Origin of the sequence: Streptomyces sp. NPDC017991, assembly GCF_044328075.1 — a bacterium.
GTDB lineage: Bacteria > Actinomycetota > Actinomycetes > Streptomycetales > Streptomycetaceae > Streptomyces.
This window is the reverse complement of record NZ_JBIRGP010000005.1, coordinates 300,680-319,690: the sequence shown is the minus strand read 5'-3', so window position 1 is coordinate 319,690 and position 19,011 is coordinate 300,680. Positions and strand designations below refer to the sequence as shown.

14 protein-coding genes are annotated in these 19,011 nt (G+C 72.2%); 4 read left to right on the top strand and 10 right to left on the bottom strand.

The window, feature by feature from the left end; translation table 11 throughout:
* Positions 1-35 precede the first annotated feature (35 nt).
* Positions 36-1,220, bottom strand: coding sequence for a MarP family serine protease (locus ACH4DZ_RS17705; RefSeq protein ID WP_398288035.1), 1,185 nt, complete (start codon positions 1,218-1,220; stop codon positions 36-38).
* Between the two features lie 188 nt (positions 1,221-1,408).
* On the opposite strand from ACH4DZ_RS17705, the gene ACH4DZ_RS17700 reads away from it, so the two are divergent.
* Positions 1,409-2,227, top strand: coding sequence for a peptidoglycan recognition protein (locus ACH4DZ_RS17700; RefSeq protein ID WP_398288034.1), 819 nt, complete (start codon positions 1,409-1,411; stop codon positions 2,225-2,227).
* Between the two features lie 177 nt (positions 2,228-2,404).
* Positions 2,405-2,659 carry a hypothetical protein gene (locus tag ACH4DZ_RS17695; RefSeq protein ID WP_398288033.1) on the top strand — a complete coding sequence of 85 codons (255 nt, stop codon included), beginning with the start codon at positions 2,405-2,407 and terminating at the stop codon, positions 2,657-2,659.
* A gap of 33 nt (positions 2,660-2,692) precedes the next feature.
* Here the strand turns inward: ACH4DZ_RS17695 and ACH4DZ_RS17690 are convergent, their stop codons facing one another.
* The gene (locus ACH4DZ_RS17690) at positions 2,693-3,211 is read right to left on the bottom strand and encodes a DUF4240 domain-containing protein (protein ID WP_398288310.1); all 519 of its coding nucleotides are present in this window, start codon (positions 3,209-3,211) and stop codon (positions 2,693-2,695) included.
* 122 nt (positions 3,212-3,333) lie between these two features.
* On the opposite strand from ACH4DZ_RS17690, the gene ACH4DZ_RS17685 reads away from it, so the two are divergent.
* Positions 3,334-4,311 (top strand): SDR family oxidoreductase, encoded by a 978-nt coding sequence (locus ACH4DZ_RS17685; RefSeq protein ID WP_398288032.1) that lies wholly within the window; start codon positions 3,334-3,336, stop codon positions 4,309-4,311.
* A 27-nt stretch (positions 4,312-4,338) separates the two neighbouring features.
* Here the strand turns inward: ACH4DZ_RS17685 and ACH4DZ_RS17680 are convergent, their stop codons facing one another.
* The 7 genes from ACH4DZ_RS17680 to ACH4DZ_RS17650 form a co-directional block, all read right to left on the bottom strand.
* The gene (locus tag ACH4DZ_RS17680) at positions 4,339-5,424 is read right to left on the bottom strand and encodes a helix-turn-helix transcriptional regulator (RefSeq protein WP_398288030.1); all 1,086 of its coding nucleotides are present in this window, start codon (positions 5,422-5,424) and stop codon (positions 4,339-4,341) included.
* 418 nt (positions 5,425-5,842) lie between these two features.
* Complete coding sequence (gene aceE / locus ACH4DZ_RS17675) at positions 5,843-8,548, bottom strand: pyruvate dehydrogenase (acetyl-transferring), homodimeric type (RefSeq protein ID WP_398288029.1); 2,706 nt, start codon at positions 8,546-8,548, stop codon at positions 5,843-5,845.
* Positions 8,549-8,844: 296 nt separating this feature from the next.
* Positions 8,845-9,486: a GntR family transcriptional regulator gene (locus tag ACH4DZ_RS17670; protein ID WP_210883318.1), complete on the bottom strand. Its 642-nt coding sequence runs from the start codon at positions 9,484-9,486 to the stop codon at positions 8,845-8,847.
* 594 nt (positions 9,487-10,080) lie between these two features.
* Entirely contained in the window at positions 10,081-11,961 is a 1,881-nt protein-coding gene (gene sucB / locus ACH4DZ_RS17665; protein ID WP_398288028.1) for a 2-oxoglutarate dehydrogenase, E2 component, dihydrolipoamide succinyltransferase, read from the bottom strand.
* 66 nt (positions 11,962-12,027) lie between these two features.
* Positions 12,028-13,416, bottom strand: coding sequence for a dihydrolipoyl dehydrogenase (gene lpdA / locus ACH4DZ_RS17660; RefSeq protein WP_328496800.1), 1,389 nt, complete (start codon positions 13,414-13,416; stop codon positions 12,028-12,030).
* 304 nt (positions 13,417-13,720) lie between these two features.
* Positions 13,721-15,262 carry a leucyl aminopeptidase gene (locus ACH4DZ_RS17655; protein WP_398288027.1) on the bottom strand — a complete coding sequence of 514 codons (1,542 nt, stop codon included), beginning with the start codon at positions 15,260-15,262 and terminating at the stop codon, positions 13,721-13,723.
* Between the two features lie 214 nt (positions 15,263-15,476).
* Entirely contained in the window at positions 15,477-16,316 is an 840-nt protein-coding gene (locus ACH4DZ_RS17650) for an adenosylcobinamide-GDP ribazoletransferase (protein ID WP_398288026.1), read from the bottom strand.
* Positions 16,317-16,389: 73 nt separating this feature from the next.
* On the opposite strand from ACH4DZ_RS17650, the gene ACH4DZ_RS17645 reads away from it, so the two are divergent.
* Entirely contained in the window at positions 16,390-17,157 is a 768-nt protein-coding gene (locus ACH4DZ_RS17645; RefSeq protein ID WP_398288025.1) for a hypothetical protein, read from the top strand.
* Here the strand turns inward: ACH4DZ_RS17645 and ACH4DZ_RS17640 are convergent.
* On the bottom strand, positions 17,058-18,920 hold the full coding sequence (locus ACH4DZ_RS17640) for a phosphatidylglycerol lysyltransferase domain-containing protein (protein ID WP_398288024.1): 1,863 nt from the start codon (positions 18,918-18,920) through the stop codon (positions 17,058-17,060). The genes ACH4DZ_RS17645 and ACH4DZ_RS17640 overlap by 100 nt on opposite strands.
* Positions 18,921-19,011: the final 91 nt, after the last annotated feature.

Genomic DNA, 19,011 nt, shown 5'->3' with positions numbered 1-19,011 from the left:
ATCCGGTCAGGGCAGCGGTCCGGTCGGGGCGGTGGTCACGACGTCACGAGGTCTCCCGTGTCCACCGGCGACGACGCCTTCGCCGCGCGCGCCGCGTCCTCCGCGACCTCGTCGGCGGTCAGTACGTAACCCGTCTCGGCGTCGCTGGTGGAGCGGGCGAAGACGACGCCGAAGACCTTGCCGTCCGTGGTCAGCAGGGGCCCGCCGGAGTTGCCGGGGCGGACCGTGGAGCGGATCGAGTAGATCTCGCGGGTGACCGTGTCGGAGCCGTAGATGTTCCGGCCCTGCGCATCGATCTTGTTCGCGACCGTGGCCGCCTGGAGGTCGAGGCCGCCGTCCTGCGGATAGCCCGCGACCACCGCCGCGTCACCGCGCGCCGCACTCGTGTCGAAGGACAGCACGGGGGCCTTGAGCCCCGGCACGTCGAGCACGGCCACGTCCTTCTGCGGGTCGAAGAGCACGACCTTCGCCTCGTACGCACGGCCCGTGCCGCCCACCCGTACGGTCGGGTCGTCGATGCCCGCCACCACATGGGCATTGGTCATCACGTGCTCCGAGGCGAACACGAAGCCGCTGCCCTCGCGGCCCTGGGTGCCGACGGCGCCCTCGACCTTCACCGTGGAGCGCTGCGCGGCCCGCGTGGCGGCCGCGGTGACGCTGTCCCCGGAGGGCTTGGCGACCGAGGCCGTCGGCTCGTTCTCGAAGGGGTTGAAGACCTGCGGGAAACCGGCCTCCGTGAGCGCCGAGGTGGCCCGGGAGAACCAGGCCGGAGTCGTCTCCGGCATCGTGTCCTGCACCGCGCCGAGCAGCGCCGAGTCCCGGATCGAGGAGGTGACGACGGGCGAGGCGGACGCGCCGAGGACACTCGCGGCCACCCATGCCACCAGCAGCACGGAGACCGTGTTCGCCGCGGCGCCGCCCACTCCGTCGACCACGCGCAGGGAACCCCGGTCCAGCTCGCGGCGGAGCTTCAGCGCCAGCCGCCCCGCCAGCTCGTGGCCCACCGCGGCGGGCAGCAGCACGGTGAGCACCGCCGTGACCGTCGCGGCCGTGGTCCCCGCCTCCACCAGGTCCATCACCCAGGGCAGCACCCATACGCCGATGACGGCACCGCCCACGAAGCCGGCCAGCGACACACAGCCCGCGACCAGTCCGCGCCGGTAGCCGGACGCCGCGTAGCCGAGAATGACCAGCAACAGCAGGATGTCGAGCAGGTCCACGGAGCTCCCTTTCTCTTGGGCCCCTTAGTACGCGCCGGGCGGGCCCAGTGATCAGGTACGCGCGTGGGGGACCGGCCGGCCCGCACACGTGCGTGGACCTGTAGAAACGTCCCGGACCGGGGCGTTGGTTCCACCGGGTGGCACACCACACATCGCGGACCCTCCCGGTGTCCCGGAGAGTGGGTCGCATGTGCGCCCACCGGAGCCCGCCCACGGCCCGCATACCCCGCCTTCCGCGCGTCGTGCCGGACCGGCTGCCCCGGCCCGCGCGCGCCGTGCTGGCCTGCGTCCCCGGCCTCGCGGCCGTCGCCGCGCTGGTGCTCTGTGCCGTGGGCGTCGACCGGACACCGGGCGACGCCGAGCGGGCCGTCGCGGCCCGCGCCGCGGTCGGGCACCGGGCCCCGAAACCGCCCGTCGTGCCGAGGGAACGCTGGCTGGGCGACGCCGCGTCCACCCAGCCGCCGACCCGGTACGCGGGCCGGGTGTCCGCCGTCTTCGTGCATCACACCGACTCGCCCAACGGCTACGACTGCGCCGACGCGCCCCGCATCATCCAGTCCCTGTACACCGGGCAGGCCGGAGTCCGGCACTGGGACGACATCGGCTACAACTTCCTCGTCGACCGCTGCGGCACCGTCTACGAGGGCCGGGCGGGCGGTACCGAACGGGCCGTCGTCGGCGCCCACACCCAGGGCTTCAACGTGGGCACGACGGGCATCGCCGCACTCGGTACGTTCACCGCGGGCGTGCCCGTTCCCCGGGCGATGACCGACGCCATCGCGGCCGTCGCCGCCTGGAAACTGGGGCTCACGGGCATCGACCCGCGCGCCCCCGTACGGCTCGTGTCCACCAACAGCCTGAGCAAGTACCGGGCAGGCACCCGGGGCACCTTCACCGCGGTCTCCGGCCACACCGACGGCTACTGGACCGCGTGCCCGGGCGCCGCGCTCATGGCCCGGCTGCCCGCGATCAGACAGCACGCGGCGCGGCTGCAGGGGCGTCACTGAGCGTTCCGCCGGGAGTTGCGGTGTGTCACCTGCGGGCCCGGTGGGGGCTGGTCGCGCAGTTCCCCGCGCCCCTTCGGGGGCGCCGCCCAGCCTCACAGGTGTGCCACAGCGGGCTCACGGACCACCCCGAGCCGCGCCTTCTACCGTCAGGGCACGCACTGACCGGAGGCGGGGATCATGAACAGTCGCACGAGTACGAGCAGTCACGAGCAGCAGCCCACGCGTACGTCCCTGTGGGCGCGGCTCGCCCGCAGCCCCTGGACCGTCGCCTGTGTGGTGGCCGCGGTCGTGGTGGGCCCCTCCGCCGCCACCGCGTCCGCGCTGGACCGGGCCAACGCGGCGCCCCCGCACAGCGCCCCGGAGGCCGGCTCGGCGCCGGCCGGTGGAGCGCCCGGGGACGATTTCACGGCCCGGCGCGGCCCCGCCCACTGAGACCGGCCGCCGGCGGCCCGTACCTCGTGGGCGTCAGTCCGCGAAGCGGTCCCACAGGCGCGGCAGGCGTTCCTCAAGGAGGGAGTGGTTCTCCAGGTCGAGCGGGGTGCCCAGCGGTTCGGGAGGGGCCGCCGGGATGCCCAGGTCGGGGGCGACCGCACCGGTGAGCTGCTCGTACGCCTCGTCCGCCGCGTAGCCCAGTTCCTCGGCGTCCCCGTCGACCTCGTCGTCGAAGTCCCCGAGGAGGTCGGCGAGTCTGTCCGGGTCGTGCACGGCACCCTCGTACGTCTCCCGGCCCTGGCCGATCAGCCAGCAGCGGAAGAAGTCGAAGGCGTCGTCGCTGGCCCCGTCGAGCAGGATCCAGGCGGCGCCCCACAGGTCCCAGGTGTACGCGCGGTTGTAGCGGGCCTCGAAGTGACGGGCGAAGTCGAGGACCATGTCGGGGTCCAGCCGGAGCAGCCGCTCGACGAGCAGGTCGGCCTGCTCCTCGGGGTCGCCCTCGGCGGCCTCGCGGGTCGCGTCCACCAGCTCCCAGAACTCCGTCTCGTCCATCACGGGACAAGCATCGGGCCTGGACCCGGCCCGCGCACCCGGGGACAGGCGGATCGTTATGCGCGCACATGCCGCCGGAAAATCCGACAGCGGGTGTCGCCATTCGGCGGGATGCTCGGCACATGGAGAGAGCAGAGCAGGCAGCACAGGAGAACGCGGGACCGCTCGACGGCAGGATAGCGCTGGTCGCGGGCGCCACCCGAGGTGCCGGCCGGGCCATGGCGGTCGAGCTGGGGCGCGCGGGGGCCACGGTGTACGTGACGGGACGCACGACCCGCGATCAGGTCAGCGAGGTCGGCCGGACCACCGAGACGATCGAGGGGACGGCCGAACTGGTCGACGAGGCCGCCCGCGCCGCCGGGGTCGGGGGCCGGGGCATCGCCGTACCCACGGACCACCTGGAACCGGAGCAGGTACGCGTCCTGGTCGAGCGCATCGACCGGGAGCAGGGCCGCCTCGACATCCTCGTCAACGACATCTGGGGCGGCGACGTCCACCTCGACTTCACGGCGGACAAGCAGCCCGACATGTGGGACATGGATCTCGGCAAGGGGCTGCGGATCATGCGCCTGGGCATCGAGTCGCACCTCGTCACCAGCCACATCGCGGCGCCCCTGCTCATCCGTCACCCCGGCGGACTGCTCGTCGAGGTCACGGACGGCACCGAGGAGTACAACCGGCGCTACCGCAAGCCGCTGTTCTACGACCTCGCCAAGACGGCCCCGATCCGGATGGCGTACGACCTCGGGGAGGAGCTGAAGGAGTACGGCTGTACGGCGGTCTGCGTCACCCCGGGCTGGCTGCGCTCCGAAGCGATGCTCGACACCGCGTTCAAGGTCACCGAGGAGAACTGGCGGGACGCCTGCGAGCACGTACCGCACTTCGCGATCTCCGAGTCGCCCACGTACATCGGGCGGGCCCTGGTCGCCCTGGCCGCCGACCCGGACGTGGCCCGCTGGAACGGGCAGTCGCTGTCCAGCGGCGGCCTGGCCCAGGAGTACGGCTTCACGGATGTCGACGGCTCGGCGCCCGACGCGTGGCGCTACCTGCTGGAGGTGGAGTCACAGGGCAGGCCGGCGGACGTGACGGGCTACCGCTAGCCCTGGTCGGCCCCTCGTCAGCCCTTGTCAGCAGCCCTTGTCAGCCCGGGTCGCCGTGTCGATGTAGTACGCGGCGATCCGGGCCGCGGCGTCGGAGAAACGTTTCCTTAGCTCGGCCGGTTCCAGCACCTCCGCCTCCGGGCCGAGGGAGAGGAACTGGGTGTACGCGACGTCGTACGACTCGACCGGCAGGGTGAGCGTCACCCGGCCCTCGGCGTCGGGCGGGCCCGCCGCGTCCAGGGCCTCCTGGGCCGAGAGCGGGTCGACGGTGTGCTTCAGGCGCCGCGCGCCCGCCTCGGTGAGGCGCACCACGATCGTCGCCCGCAGGAGCGAGCGGGCGAACTGCTCGGCCTGGTCCGCCCAGAAGCCGGGCAGGTCGAAGGTCTCGTCGCGCTCGAAGCGGTCGCCTGCCGGTTCGGCGGAGGTGAACCGTTCGATGCGGTAGACCCGGAAGGGCCCGGACCCAGGCCCAGGCCCGGACCCAGGCCCAGGCCCGGACCCAGGCCCAGGCCCGGGCCTGGGCGCAGACCCGGGCCCCTGCTCCGGCTCGATCACCCTGGCGCACACGTACCAGACGCCGGCTTTGAGGACGAGCCCGTACGGCTCCAGCTCGCGCTCCAGCTCCGTCTCCTCGCGCCGGTAGCGTGCGGTGATCCGGCGGTCGTCCCAGACCGCCTCCGCGATCGCGGGCAGCAGTTCGGGGGTCCTCGGCTCGGCGAACCACCCGGGGGCGTCCAGGTGGAAGCGCTGGGCCGCGGTGCGGGAGGCGTCCTTGAGGGAGGGCAGCAGGGCGGCGGACACCTTCAGGAGAGCGGCGGAGGAGGCGTCCTCCAGGCCCATCTCGCGCAGGGCGCCCGGTACGCCGGAGAGGAACAGGGCCTCGGCCTCGCTGCGGGCGAGGCCTGTCAGCCGGGTGCGGTAGCCGCCGACGAGCCGGTATCCGCCGGTGCGGCCGCGGTCGGCGTACACCGGGACGCCGGCCTCCGACAGCGCTTGCGCGTCCCGCGTGATCGTCCGCTCGGACACTTCCAGCTCGCGCGCCAGCTCGGCGGCGGTCATGGAGGACCGGGACTGCAGGAGCAGCACCATCTTGATGAGCCGGGCAGCGCGCATGGGTCCCATGATGCCGGTGGCTCCGCCGACCGGGCGGGCGGGGTGGCTACGCGCCCGTCTGCGGCGCCGTCGCGGCTGGCCGCGCAGTTCCCCGCGCCCCTGAAAGACGGGCCTGTGGTCGGGTGCGGCACCGTCGTGGCTGCTCGCGCAGTTCCCCGCGCCCCCAAAACCGAAAGGCAGGGGCGCAGCCCCGCCTTTCAGGGGCGCGGGGAACGGCGCGACCAGCCACACACGACCCGCAGCAGAGGACCGGCCGGGTCCTTGAGGGGCGCGGGGAACTGCGCGGCCGGCCACGCACGACCCGCAGTGGACGACCGGCCGGGTCCTTAAGGGGGCCCGGGGAACGGCGCGGGCGGCCCCCAGCCTCCCGCGGGCTGTGGACCGGCCGTGGGAGGGTGGGGGCGCAGGCCCGGGAGGGCTACAGGCCGTACCTCGTGCGGGCTTCCTTCACCGCGGACGCGGGCACCTCACCCCGCCGCGCAAGCTGCGCAAGCGCCGCGACGACGATCGACTGCGCGTCGACACCGAAGTGCCGCCGCGCCGCCGCCCGCGTGTCGGAGAGACCGAACCCGTCCGCGCCCAGCGACGAGTAGTCCTGCTCGACCCACTGCGCGATCTGGTCCGGCACCTGCCGCATGTAGTCGGACACCGCGAGCACGGGCCCCTCGGCACCCTGCAGCGCCTGCCGCAGGAACGGCACCCGCTCCTCACCGCGCAGCAGCGCCGCGTCGGCCTCCAGCGCGTCCCGCCGCAGCTCCGTCCAGGACGTGGCGGACCAGACGTCCGCGGCCACACCCCACTCCTCGGCGAGCAGCCTCTGCGCCTCCAGGACCCAGTGGATCGCCGTGCCGGAGCCCAGCAGCTGGATCCGCGCGGCGTTGGCCGCGTTGACCTGGACGCCCGCCGACTCCGCCGTGTTGAAGCGGTAGAGCCCCTTGACGATGCCCTCGTCGATACCGAGCCCCGACGGCTTCGCGGGCTGCGGGATCGGCTCGTTGTAGACGGTGAGGTAGTAGAAGACGTTCTGGTCCTCGCCCGGCGCGGCCTCGCCGTACATCCGGCGCAGCCCGTCCTTGACGATCGTCGCGACCTCGTACGCGAACGCCGGGTCGTACGACAGCGCCGCCGGGTTCGTCGCCGCGATGACCGGGGAGTGACCGTCCGCGTGCTGCAGGCCCTCGCCCGTCAGCGTCGTACGGCCGGCCGTGGCGCCGACGAGGAAGCCGCGGCCCAGCTGGTCGCCGAGCTGCCACATCTGGTCGGCCGTGCGCTGCCAGCCGAACATCGAGTAGAAGATGTAGAACGGGATCATCGTCTCGCCGTGCGTGCTGTACGCGGTCGACGCGGCGATGAAGTCCGCCATGGAACCGGCCTCGGTGATCCCCTCGTTGAGGATCTGGCCGTCCTTGGCCTCCTTGTAGTACATCAGCTGGTCACGGTCGACCGGCTCGTACGTCTGGCCCTTGGGGGAGTAGATCCCGAGCGACGGGAAGAGGCTCTCCATGCCGAAGGTGCGCGCCTCGTCGGGGACGATCGGCACCCAGCGCTTCCCGGACGTCTTGTCGCGGACCAGGTCCTTGACCAGGCGTACGAAGGCCATGGTCGTCGCGACGTTCTGCGAGCCGGAGCCCTTGTCGAAGGCCGCGAAGGCCTTGTCGGCGGGGGCGGGGAGGGGTGCGAGCGGCTGCGTACGGCGGGCCGGGGCCGGGCCGCCGAGGGCCGCGCGGCGCTCCTGGAGGTAGCGGACCTCGGGGGAGTCGGCGCCCGGGTGGCCGTAGGGGACCACGCCGTCGACGAAGTCGCTGTCCTTGATGGGCAGCTCCAGCAGGTCACGCATCTGCTTGAACTCGTCCGTCGACAGCTTCTTCATCTGGTGGTTGGCGTTCTTCGACGCGAAGCCCGCACCGAGGGTGTGCCCCTTGACCGTCTGGGCCAGGATGACCGTCGGAGCGCCCTTGTGCTCGACGGCGGCCTTGTACGCGGCGTACACCTTGCGCGCCTCGTGACCACCGCGGGAGAGGTGGAAGCACTCCAGGATCTTGTCGTCGCTCAGCAGCTTCGCCAGCTCGACGAGCGCCGGGTCCGAGCCGAAGAAGTCCTGGCGGATGTAGGCGGCGTCGCGCGTCTGGTACGTCTGCACCTGCGCGTCCGGGACCTGGCGCAGACGCCGGACGAGGGCGCCGGTGGTGTCGAGCCGGAACAGCTCGTCCCAGGCGTTGCCCCACAGCGACTTGATGACGTTCCAGCCGGCGCCGCGGAACTGGGCTTCCAGCTCCTGCACGATCTTGAAGTTCGCGCGGACCGGACCGTCGAGGCGCTGCAGGTTGCAGTTGATGACGAAGGTCAGGTTGTCCAGGCCCTCGCGGGAGGCCAGTGCGAGTGCCGCCGTCGACTCGGGCTCGTCCATCTCGCCGTCACCGAGGAACGCCCACACGTGGGACGCCGAGACGTCCTTGATGTTGCGGTTGGTGAGATAGCGGTTGAAGCGCGCCTGGTAGATCGCGGAGAGCGGGCCGAGGCCCATCGACACCGTCGGGAACTCCCACAGCCAGGGCAGGCGCCGCGGGTGCGGGTACGACGGGAGGCCGTTGCCGCCCGCCTCCTGGCGGAAGTTGTCGAGATGCGCCTCGGTCAGGCGGCCGTCGAGGAAGGCGCGGGCGTAGATGCCGGGGGAGGCGTGGCCCTGGAGGTAGAGCTGGTCGCCGGACCCGTCGGCCTCCTTGCCCTTGAAGAAGTGGTTGAAGCCCGTCTCGTAGAGCCAGGCCGCGGAGGCGAAGGTGGCGATGTGGCCGCCGACGCCGTGTTTCGCGCCGCGGGTCACCATCGCGGCCGCGTTCCAGCGGTTCCACGCGGTGATCCGGCGCTCCATCTCCTCGTCGCCGTCCACGGTGGGCTCGGCGGCGGTCGGGATGGTGTTGACGTAGTCGGTCTCAAGCAGCTTGGGCAGCGCGAGTCCGTTGCCCTCGGCGCGCTCCAGCGTGCGGCGCATCAGATACGCGGCACGGTGCGGCCCGGCCGCCTGGGTGACGGCGTCGAGTGAGGCCTGCCATTCGGCGGTCTCCTCGGGGTCGCGGTCCGGGAGCTGGTCGAGCTCGCTCGGCTGGATAGCGGTGGGGTCGGTCATTGCGCCGCCTTCCGGATGCGGAGGGGGTTCCCTCGTCGGCAAGGGGTGTGTCGGGGGATGCCCTTGGTCTTTGGCAGGACAGGGCGGCGGGCTCTGGTGGGAGCCCGCCGATGACTGTAACTCGCTGATCGATGATCGATCAAAGGGTTGAAGGGCAAAACCTCTTGATCACGAGAAAGTAGGCACGGGGTGCCTTCCCTGTGGGCACGGGGTGCCTTGTTTTCGCAGGTGAGGCGTGCTGTCGGGGGTCCGCCGGGGTACGTATGAGCGGGGCGGCGCTCCGCTGGTCGGCGCGCTCACGAGGCGGGTTCGTCGCCCGTCCTGGGGGCGCACCCCAGCACATGTGCCTTCACCAGCTCCGCGATCAGCGGGTCCCGGCGCCGGAACGCCTCCACCAGGGCCTCGTGCTCCTCCGCGTACGACTGCTGGACCGTGCCCAGCCAGCGGATCGACAGGGCCGTGAAGACCTCGATGCCCAGGCCCTCCCAGGTGTGCAGCAGCACGCTGTTGCCCGCGGCGCGTACGAGTTCGCGGTGGAAGGCCACCGTGTGGCGGACCTGGCCCGTGCCGTCGGCCCTGCGGTCGGCCTCGTACAGGGCGGCGACGTGCGGCTCCAGGGTCGAGCAGTCGGCCGCGAGGCGCTCGGCGGCCAGCTCGGCCGCGATGGCCTCCAGGCCGGCCCGCACGGGGTAGCTCTCCTCCAGGTCGGCCGCGGTCAGATTGCGTACGCGTACGCCCTTGTTCGGGGCCGACTCGATCAGCCGCAGGGACTCCAGCTCGCGCAGGGCCTCCCGTACGGGGGTCTGGCTGACCTCCAGCTCCGTGGCGATCCGGCGCTCCACGATCCGCTCGCCCGGCTTCCAGCGCCCGCTGACGATCCCCTCCACGATGTGCTCGCGGATCTGCTCGCGGAGCGAGTGGACGACGGGCGCGGTCATGGGGGCTCCTTCGTTTTGACCTTTAGACAATAAGGCCGTGCGTCTGTGGGGGAGGGGTGTGCGGGGTGCTTTGACGCAGGTGAGATGAGCCACGGCGCTCCGCTGGGGTTGGCCGGGCGCGGACGGGGGTGGGGCTGCGGGGTGTACGGCGGGTGCGGGTCGGTGGGGGTCGGCCGCGCCGTTCCCCGCGCCCCTGAGTGGGGCTGCGCCCCGCCGGTTGTGCTTCGGCTGCGGGCCGGTGGGGGCCGTTCGCGCAGTTCCCCGCGCCCCTGAAGGGCGGGGCTGCGCCCCAGCCCCACACGACCCGCAGCCGTACGACCGCCCGCTGCAAGGGGCGCGGGGAACTGCGCGCTCAGCCCCCACCCACCCGCAGGCGGAGAACCTGCCCGCTTCAAGGGGCGCGGGGAACGGCGCGGCCGGCCACGTACAGCCTGCAGTGGAGGACTGGCCGGGTCTTTCAGGGGTGCGGGGAACTGCGCGAACGGCCCCCGCCGGGCCGCAGAGTGGGCTACCGGTCCGTGGGGAACGCGAAGGTGCCCCCGTCCGGTGGACCGGACAGGGGCACCTCGTCGTGCGTTGCGGTGGCGGCGGAGCCTACAGGCCGAGCTCGACCTCGAACTCGCCCGCCTCAAGAATCGCCTTGACCGCCGTCAGGTAACGCGCGGCATCCGCGCCGTCCACCAGCCGGTGGTCGTACGACAGCGTCAGGTACGTCATGTCCCGGACGCCGATCACCGTGCCCTCGTCCGTCTCGATGACGGCCGGACGCTTGACCGTCGCGCCGATGCCCAGGATCGCGACCTGGTTCGGCGGCACGATGATCGTGTCGAAGAGCGCACCGCGCGAACCGGTGTTGGAGATCGTGAAGGTCGCGCCGGACAGCTCGTCCGGAGTGATCTTGTTCGCCCGGACCTTGCCCGCCAGTTCGGCGGTGGCCTTGGCGATACCGGCGATGTTGAGATCGCCCGCGTGCTTGATGACCGGGGTCATCAGGCCCTTCTCGGAGTCCACCGCGATACCGACGTTCTCGGTGTCGAAGTAGGTGATCGTGCCCTCGTCGACGTTGATCCGGGCGTTGACGGCCGGGTGGGCCTTCAGCGCCTGGGCCGCCGCCTTCACGAAGAACGGCATCGGGGAGAGCTTGACGCCCTCACGCGCCGCGAAGGACTCCTTCGCCTGCGCGCGGAGCTTCATCAGCCGGGTGATGTCGACCTCGACGACCGAGGACAGCTGGGCCTGCTCGTGCAGGGCCTTCACCATGTTGTCGCCGATGACCTTGCGGATGCGGGGCATCTTCACGGTCTGGCCGCGCAGCGGAGAGGCCTCCAGCGTCGGCGCCTTCTTGGCGGTGCTCGGCGCGGACGCGGCAGCGGCCGGAGCCGGAGCGGCGGCAGCGGCCTTCGCGGCCTCGGCGGCGGCGATGACGTCCTGCTTGCGGATCCGCCCGCCGACGCCGGTGCCCTTGACGGTGGACAGGTCGACGCTGTTCTCGGCGGCGAGCTTGCGCACCAGCGGGGTCACGTACGCGCCGTCGTCACCGGAGGTCGCGGCGGGCGCCGCGGCCGGGGTGACGGGAGCGGGAGCCGGTACCGGCGCGGCCGGGGCCGGGTCGGGAGCCGGGGCCGTCTGCTGCTGCGGCGCGGGAGCCGAAGGCGCCTGCGGAGCCGGAGCCGGAGCGGCCGGGGCCGCCGGAGCAGGAGCCGGAGCCGCGGGAGCTGCCGGAGCCGGAGCCGGGGCAGCGGGAGCTGCCGGAGCCGGAGCCGGGGCAGCGGCGGCGGGCGCCGGAGCCGGGGCAGCCGGAGCGGGAGCCGCGGCCGGAGCCGCGCCGGGAGCGCCGATGACGGCCAGCTTCGCGCCGACCTCGGCGGTCTCGTCCTCGCCGACCACGATCTCCAGCAGCACACCGGAGGTGGGCGCCGGAATCTCGGTGTCGACCTTGTCCGTGGAGACCTCAAGCAGCGGCTCGTCGGCCTCGACCGACTCGCCGACCTCCTTGAGCCAGCGGGTGACGGTGCCCTCGGTGACCGACTCGCCCAGTGCCGGAAGCACCACGTCGGTGCCCTCGGCACCGCCGCCGCCGGAAGCGGCCTCGGCGGTCGGGGCCGGCGCCGGAGCGGCGGCCTCGGTGGACGGAGTGGCCTGCGGGGCCGGCTCCGGAGCCGCGGCGGGCTCGGGAGCGGGGGCCGCCTCGGGCTCGGGCTCGGCGGCCGGGGCGGACTCGGCGGCGGGTGCGCCCGAGCCGTCGTCGATGACGGCCAGCTCGGCGCCGACCTCGACGGTCTCGTCCTCGGCGACCTTGATGGAGGCGAGCACGCCGGCGGCAGGGGAGGGGATCTCGGTGTCGACCTTGTCGGTGGACACCTCAAGCAGCGGCTCGTCGGCCTCGACGCGCTCGCCCTCGGCCTTCAGCCAGCGGGTGACAGTGCCCTCGGTGACGCTCTCGCCGAGCGCCGGAAGGGTTACGGAAACCGCCATGGTTTCGGTTGCTCCTTACGAATTGCGGAAGTCTGGTCGTCGCGTCGTGAGTTGACCGAGGGTCGGTCAGTCGTGCGAGTGCAGCGGCTTGCCGGCGAGAGCGAGGTGGGCCTCGCCCATGGCCTCGTTCTGTGTCGGGTGAGCGTGGATGAGCTGCGCCACCTCGGCGGGCAGCGCCTCCCAGTTGTAGATCAGCTGGGCTTCGCCCACCTGCTCGCCCATGCGGTCGCCGACCATGTGGACGCCGACGACGGCCCCGTCCTTGACCTGGACGAGCTTGATCTCGCCCGCGGTCTTGAGGATCTTGCTCTTGCCGTTGCCCGCGAGGTTGTACTTCAGAGCGACGACCTTGTCCGCACCGTAGATCTCCTTGGCCTTGGCCTCGGTGATGCCCACGGAGGCGACCTCGGGGTGGCAGTACGTCACCCGGGGCACGCCGTCGTAGTCGATCGGGACGGTCTTGAGACCGGCCAGACGCTCCGCCACCAGGATGCCCTCGGCGAAGCCGACGTGCGCGAGCTGGAGCGTCGGGACGAGGTCACCCACGGCCGAGACGGTCGGCACGTTGGTGCGCATGTACTCGTCGACCAGGACGTAACCGCGGTCCGTCGCGACGCCCTGCTCCTCGTAGCCGAGACCGGCGGAGACCGGGCCGCGGCCGATGGCGACCAGGAGGATCTCCGCCTCGAAGGTCTTGCCGTCGGCGAGGGTCACGCGGACGCCGTCCTGCGTGTACTCGGCCTTGTCGAAGAACGTGCCGAGGTTGAACTTGATGCCGCGCTTGCGGAACGCGCGCTCAAGAAGCTTGGAGCTGTTCTCGTCCTCGACCGGGACGAGGTGCTTGAGACCCTCGATCACGGTGACGTCGGTGCCGAAGGACTTCCACGCCGAGGCGAACTCGACGCCGATGACACCGCCGCCCAGCACGATCGCGGACTGCGGTACGCGGTCCAGCGTCAGCGCGTGGTCCGAGGAGATGATGCGGTTGCCGTCGATGTCCAGGCCCGGCAGCGACTTCGGCACGGAGCCGGTCGCCAGGAGCACGTGACGGCCTTCCACGCGCCGCCCGCCGACGTCCACGGAGGTGGGGGACGAAAGCCGTCCCTCACCCTCGATGTACGTCACCTTGCGGGAGGCCACGAGGCCCTGCAGGCCCTTGTACAGGCCGCTGATCACGTCGTCCTTGTACTTGTGGACGGCGGCGATGTCGATGCCCTCGAAGGTGGCCTTGACACCGAACTGCTCGCTCTCGCGTGCCTGGTCGGCGATCTCGCCGGCGTGCAGCAGGGCCTTGGTGGGAATGCAGCCGTTGTGCAGGCAGGTGCCGCCGAGCTTGTTCTTCTCGATCAGGGCGACGTCCAGGCCAAGCTGCGCTCCGCGCAGGGCCGCGGCGTAGCCGCCGCTACCACCGCCGAGGATCACTAGGTCGAAAACGGTGCTGGCGTCGTTCGCCACGTCACGTCCTCCATGCATGTGCGCCGGCGCCGGTCTTCAGTGACCGGGCGGCGGCTGGTGTGGCCGCTCTTTCTTCGGCCCTGAGGTGGGCCCTGTCCTGCCGAGAACCCATCTTCGCACTTGTCGCCGCCGCCCGGGACGCCGGGCCGTGCTGTGGGACGTCTGATCGATCACACGGAGGCCCCGCGCCCCCTCAAGGGGCGCGGGACTGTATCGATGTGCGGCTCCGCCGCGTGGGCGCGAGAGGCCCTCACCGGTCCGCACCCGCCGTACGACGTGCGAGGGCTCGCTCAGTGGGCGGGCGTCAGCCCAGATCCCCCGCAGCGGTCAGCTCGGCAAGCCGCACCAACGTACGCACGGCGGACCCCGTACCACCCTTCGGGGTGTAACCGAACGGCCCCTGCTCGTTGAAGGCGGGCCCGGCGATGTCGAGGTGGGCCCACGTGATGCCCTCGCCCACGAACTCCTGCAGGAAGAGCCCGGCCACCAGACCGCCGCCGTACCGCTCGCCCATGTTGGCGATGTCGGCGGTCGGGGAGTCCATGCCCTTCTTCAGGTGGTCCGGCAGCGGCATCGGCCACGCGGCCTCGCCGACCTCCTCGGCGGCCTCGTGCACCGCGGAGCGGAACGCGTCGTCGTTCGCCATGATCCCGAACGTGCGGTTGCCGAGCGCCAGCATCATCGCGCCGGTCAGCGTCGCCACGTCGACGATCGCGTCGGGCTTCTCCTCGGACGCCTTGGCGAGCGCGTCGGCGAGCACGAGCCGGCCCTCGGCGTCGGTGTTGAGGACCTCGACGGTCTTGCCGCTGTACATGCGCAGCACGTCGCCCGGACGGGTGGCGGAGCCGGAGGGCATGTTCTCGGCCAGCGCGAGCCAGCCGGTCACGTTGACCTCAAGGCCCAGACGCGCGGCGGCGACCACGGCGGCGAAGACCGCCGCGGCACCGCTCATGTCGCACTTCATCGTCTCGTTGTGCCCGGCGGGCTTGAGCGAGATGCCGCCCGAGTCGTACGTGATGCCCTTGCCGATGAAGGCGAGGTGCTTCTTCGCCTTGGAGGAGGTGTACGAGAGCTTCACCAGCCGGGGCGGGGACGCTGAACCGGCGCCGACGCCGAGGATGCCGCCGTAGCCGCCCTTGGCGAGCGCCTTCTCGTCGAGCACCTGCACCTTGATGCCGTGCTCCTTGGCCGCGGCCTGCGCGACTGCGGCGAAGGCCTCCGGGTTCAGGTCGTTCGGCGGGGTGTTGATGAGGTCGCGGGCGCGGTTCAGCTCCTCGGACACGGCCGTGGCGCGCTCGACGGCCGCCTTGAACGCCTTGTCGCGGGACTTGCCGCCGAGCAGCGTGGCCTCGGCGAGCGGGGCCTTGCCGTTCTTGGAGCCGTTCCCGTCCTTGGCGGCCTCCTTGTACGCGTCGAAGGCGTACGAGCCCAGCAGTACGCCCTCGCCGACGGCACCCGCGTCGGCGGCGTCCGTGACCGGCAGGGCGAACGCGGCCTTCTTGGTGCCGGCCAGGGCGCGGGCGGCGGCGCCGGCGGCGCGGCGCAGCGTCTCCGCGGAGAAGGAGCCGTCCTTCTCCGGGAGGGCGCCGAGGCCGACCGCCACGACGAGCGGTGCCTTGAAGCCGGAAGGTGCCGGCAGCTTCGTCACCTCGCCCTCGCCGCCCGAGGCGCCGAGGGTCTCCAGAACGCCGGCGAGCCTGCCGTCGTACGCCTTGTCCACGGCTTCGGCGCCCGGTGCGACCACCAGGTCCCCGGACTTGGACCCGGTGACCTTGGCGACACCGACGACGATCGCGTCGGTGCGCAGACCGGGCGCCGCGGCGGTGCTGAGAGTGAGAGCAGTCACGGTGGTGAAATCTCGCTTCCGTTGAGTTCTGTGGCCGGCGGGGGTGAGGTCGGCCGGGGCGTTCGGATTCCCGACCACGAGCCTACGCGCTCGTCCTCAAACGCCGGACGGGCTGGGAGACAGCCTCTCCGGCGTGTGAGGAGCGGGGGTTCGGGGGCGGAGCCCTGAGTCAGTGGCGGGAAGGGCAGGGGCGGCGGGGGCGAAGAAGTCGCCGCTACACGAAGAGACAGAACGCGACCAGCGCGACGGTCACGGCCGTCTCCTCAAGCGCGCCGAAGACATCACCGGTCACACCCCCGAACCGCCGCACGCAGTGCCGCAACAGCCCCTCGGCGGCGGCGCAGCCGAGCACGACGGCGAGGACGGAACCGAGCACCCCGTACGCCCCGAGAAGCGCGCCCGCGCCGCCCGCCGCGACCGTCACGACGACGGCCGGGAGGAGGGCGGCCCGCAGGGGCACCGCACCCGCGACCGCCGCCCCCAGCCCTTCGGGCCGAGCGGCCGGCACGCCCGCACGCGCGGCCAGCGTGAGGGCGAGACGACCGGCGGTCGCCGACACGACGGCCGCGAGAACGCCCCGGCCCCACGAGTCCCCGTACGCCTGGGCGAGCGCCGCCACCTGCGCGAGCAGGACGAACAGCAGGGTGATGACCCCGAACGGGCCGATGTCCGACTGCTTCATGACGCGCAGCGCGTCCTCGGCGGGCTTGCCGCTGCCGAGGCCGTCGGCGGTGTCGGCGAGGCCGTCGAGGTGGAGGCCGCGGGTCAGGACGGCGGGTACGGCGGCGCTCGCGACGGCCGCCAGGAGCGGGCCCGCCCCGAGCGCCAGCAGGAGCAGTCCGGTCGCGGCGGCCGGAACACCCACCGCGAGGCCGGCGACGGGCGCGACCGGCATCCCTGTGCGAGCGGCCCCGCGGTCCCAGCGCCGTACGGTCACGGGGAACACGGTCAGCGTGCCGAAGGCGAAGCGGAGTCCGTCGCTCCAGGACGCCGCGGGCGTCCCGGGCGTCTCGGGCGGGGGACCGGGCGGCGGGGTCGGCGGGGGCGTGGACACCGGCGCAGGTTACCGGTCGGCGCCCGCGCAGCGACCGGGAGACGCTGACGGCAGCCGCGGATAAAGTGCGCACATGGGGCATTGGTGGACACGGAACATCATCGAGCCGGGAAAGCTGCCGCTGCTGCTGGCGCTGGCCTCCTTCGTCCTGACCTTCGTGATCACCCGGATCGTGGTCCGGCTCATCCGGGCGGGCAAGGGCCCGTTCGGCAACGTGAAGGCAGGCGGTCTGCACATCCACCACGTCGTCCCCGGGGTCGTGCTGACCGTGATCGGCGGCTTCGGCGCGGTGGGCAGCGACCGGCACGGCGCCGGCTCGGCCGTGTTCGCCGTGGTGTTCGGCGTGGGCGCGGGACTGGTGCTCGACGAGTTCGCGCTGATCCTGCACCTCGACGACGTCTACTGGAGCGAGGAGGGCCGTAAGAGCGTCGAGGTCGTGGTGGTCACGGCGGCGCTGGTCGGCCTGATGCTCAGCGGCTTCCTGCCGTTCGGCGTCAACGACCTCACCGAGGACGAGCTCCAGGACCGCGCCGGCGCTGTCGTGAGCATCGGGCTGAACTTCCTCGTCGCCCTGCTGACGCTGAGCAAGGGCAAGACCCGGATGGCGATCTTCGGGGTGATCGTCCCGCTCGTCGCCCTGGTCGGCGCGATCCGTCTCGCCCGCCCCACGTCACCCTGGGCCAGGCGCTTCTACCCCCGACGGCCGCGCGCCCGCGCCAGGGCCCGTCTGCGGGCCTACCATCACGACCGCCGCTGGGCGGGGCCGCGCCGCAGGTTCCAGGACCTGATCGGCGGCAAACCCGACCCGGAGCCCGTACGTTCCCTGCCCGGACGCTCCTGACGGACTCGTCCGCCGGGTGCGTCCAGTCGCTTGCGGTGCAGCCACTTTGGCAGGCCCGGCGCCTCCAGGAAGCCCTCCGCGCGGGCGGCGGCGAGGCCGATGCGCGGCAGGTCGGCGCTCTTCTCGAAGAGCAGGAACCGCGGTTCCCAGATGGGCCGGTACTTGGCGTTGGCGCGGTACAGCGACTCGATCTGCCACCAGCGCGAGAAGAAGCTGAGCAGCGAGCGCCACAGCCGCAGCACCGGCCCCGCGCCGAGGCGCGCGCCGCGTTCGAAGACGGAACGGAACATGGCGAAGTTGAGCGAGACCTGCGTGATCCCGATCTCGGGGGCCCGCTGGAGGAGTTGAATGACCATGAACTCCATCAGCCCGTTCTCGGAGTCCCGGTCCCGCCGCATCAGGTCGAGGGAGAGCCCACGGGGGCCCCAGGGCACGAAGGACAGCACCGCTCTCAGCTCGCCCTCCTTGTCGCCCTCCTTGTCGTCCTCCCCGCCGTCCCGGCATTCGAGCATCACGCACCGGCCGTCGCCCGGGTCCCCGAGCCGCCCCAGCGCCATGCTGAAGCCGCGCTCGGTCGCCCCGTCCCGCCAGTCGTCCGCGCGGGCGAGGAGGTACGCCATCTCGTCGGCCGGGATGTCCTCGTGCCGCCGGACGCGTACCTGGTAGCCCGCGCGCCGCACGCGGTTGTAGGCCTGGCGGACGGTCCGCATGGCCCGCCCGTCGAGGGTGAACTCGGCGGTCTCGACGATCGCCTCGTCCCCGAGCTCCAGCGCGTCGAGACCGTGCCGGGCGTAGACGGTCCCGGCCTCCTCGCCCGCGCCCATCACGGCCGGGATCCAGCCGTGGGCGCGGGCCTCCGAGAGCCAGGGTCCGATGGCGCCGGGCCAGGCCTCGGGATCGCCGATGGGGTCGCCGGAGGCCAGCGAGACACCGCCGACGACCCGGTAGGCGACGGCTGCCTTGCCGGTCGGCGACCACACCACGCTCTTCTCGCGGCGCAGCGAGAAGTAGCCGAGGGAGTCCCGGTCGCCGTGCCGGCCGAGCAGGGCCCGCAGCCGTTCCTCGTCGTCCGCGGTGAGCGGGTCGACGACGCGGCGGGAGCGGAAGGCCGCGTAGAGGACGGCGAGTACGAGCAGGGTGCTGAGTACGTTGATGGCGACGTTCACCCAGTTGGGAGTGGTGATCCCGGGGAAGCGGGAGTCGTCGGCGGCGACCGAGACGAGCCGCAGGGTGCCGTAGCGCCAGCGGTCGGTGAAGGTCGACAGGTGTGCGTCGTGGGCGTGGTTCGTGACGGTCACCAGGAGCGCGGCGAGCAGGGAGCAGGCCAGGAGCCCGCCGACGCCCACGATCGCGGCGAGCCTGGGGTTCGAGCGGTCGCCCTTCGCGTAGAACGCGGGGCGGCCGATGACCAGGGAGGCCACGAAGGCCGCCGTCAGGGCGAGGGAGATCCAGTTCTGCGGGTAACGGCGGACCTCCGGGAAGACCATGGCGAAGGCGAACAGCAGCAGGAACGCTCCGCTGAGGGCCAGATTGAGGATCCAGGCGGCTCGCTTGCGCCTTCGCATCGTGATCGCCAGGAACATGGTGAACACGCCTGACGCGAAGCCGGCGGTCAGCAGGTACGGGGTGAAGTAGTCCTCCGTGTTGTGGCGCCGCACGTCCTGGCCGAGGGAGACCCATACGGCGCTCAGGAAGTTGAGGAACGCGACGGTGCGGAGGTACCACACGGCGGATGTCGCGGCGATGGATCGGACGCTTCCCATGAAAGTGGATCATATGGGGCACCTTTGCCGCCGGGCCGCTACCTTGCCGCCGCCGGGGCGAGGCTGGCCCCCGAAATCCGCCTGCGACCCG